We start from the raw sequence: 1116 nt of genomic DNA, 5'->3' as shown, positions 1-1116 counted from the left end.
CTTGTACCGATAGACCAGCTCGTAATCTGCCCATCAAAGCAATCAATGATTGGTGAGAGATAGACTTTGCCTGCTTGAATCGAAAACTCCGTGATGTCTGTGAGCCACTTCTCGTTAGGACGATCTGCGGTGAAGTCACGTGCTAAGAGGTTGGGAACGGCCGGCGTGATCTCACCGGCGTAAGAGCTATACTTTCGACAGCGTTTAATCGTGACATACAGGCCTTCTTCTACCATTAGGCGTCGTACAACCTTCTCAGAGAGACGGATACCTTCATCGCGAAGTTCCCCTGTCATTCGTCGATAGCCATAGCTGGAATAGTTCTGCTTGAAGATAGCGTGAAGCCGAGGCCGCACCTGCGCATATTTGTCCTCTCGGGCCATTGCCGTGTGTTGGTAGAAGTAACTACTCTTGGATAGCTGGAGCGCAGCCAGGAGTGTCTTGAGTGGATACTTTAAACGTAGGGCATCAATCACTTGAACCTTCTCCAGGTTCGTGAGCTTGAGCTGATCGATGCCCAAATCTTTTTTTAAGAGATCATTCACCTGGAGAAGGATATCATTCTGGAGCTCTAGTTCTTGTGCCCTTTTTAGTAACTCCTCGTGGTTCAGCGAAGTTAGATTACGAGGAGCAACCCGACTCACAGCGTCACACGGCGCTTTCTGTTTTAGTTTAGCGACCTGCATAGCGGTGGTATTTGACTTTACCACACGTGGCTTTATTGGGTGTTTCACTCGATCCGGGGCAACGGTAATCTTGTGCTCAGTATACCGAGAATCTTCCCGTACCCAGATGTCTAGCAGAGTGCGGGAAGGGAAACCAAGGATGCGAACTGCACGAACAGAACTACGACCGTGTTCGAAGTAGTAATCGACGGCTTCCTTACGCTGAGAATCTGTGTACTTTCCACGACTCCGCTCATCAAAGGCATGAGCGTCTGATTCGTATTGCCTAACCCATAACTTAAGGGCGCTTCGTGAGGGATAGCCCAGTTCACGAAGGACTTGTGCCCATGCTCGATCGTATTGATGGAATAGCTGAACTGCTTTGAGTTTATCTACGTTAGAATACATGATTTATAGTATACCCGAAGTCCAGGATTTTGTCCGCACGTCC

General features: G+C 48.7%; 1 protein-coding gene. It reads right to left on the bottom strand.

Features of this window, described 5'->3' with window-relative positions; genetic code table 11:
* A partial coding sequence (locus tag SIN01_RS14755) for an IS3 family transposase (RefSeq protein WP_141306178.1) occupies positions 1-1073 on the bottom strand: 1073 nt, incomplete at its 3' end.
* Positions 1074-1116 lie beyond the last annotated feature (43 nt).

It is taken from the genome of Sporolactobacillus inulinus (assembly GCF_006539285.1).
In the GTDB taxonomy this organism is placed as follows: Bacteria; Bacillota; Bacilli; order Bacillales; family Sporolactobacillaceae; genus Sporolactobacillus; species Sporolactobacillus inulinus.
This window is presented reverse-complemented; position numbering and strand designations above follow the sequence as displayed.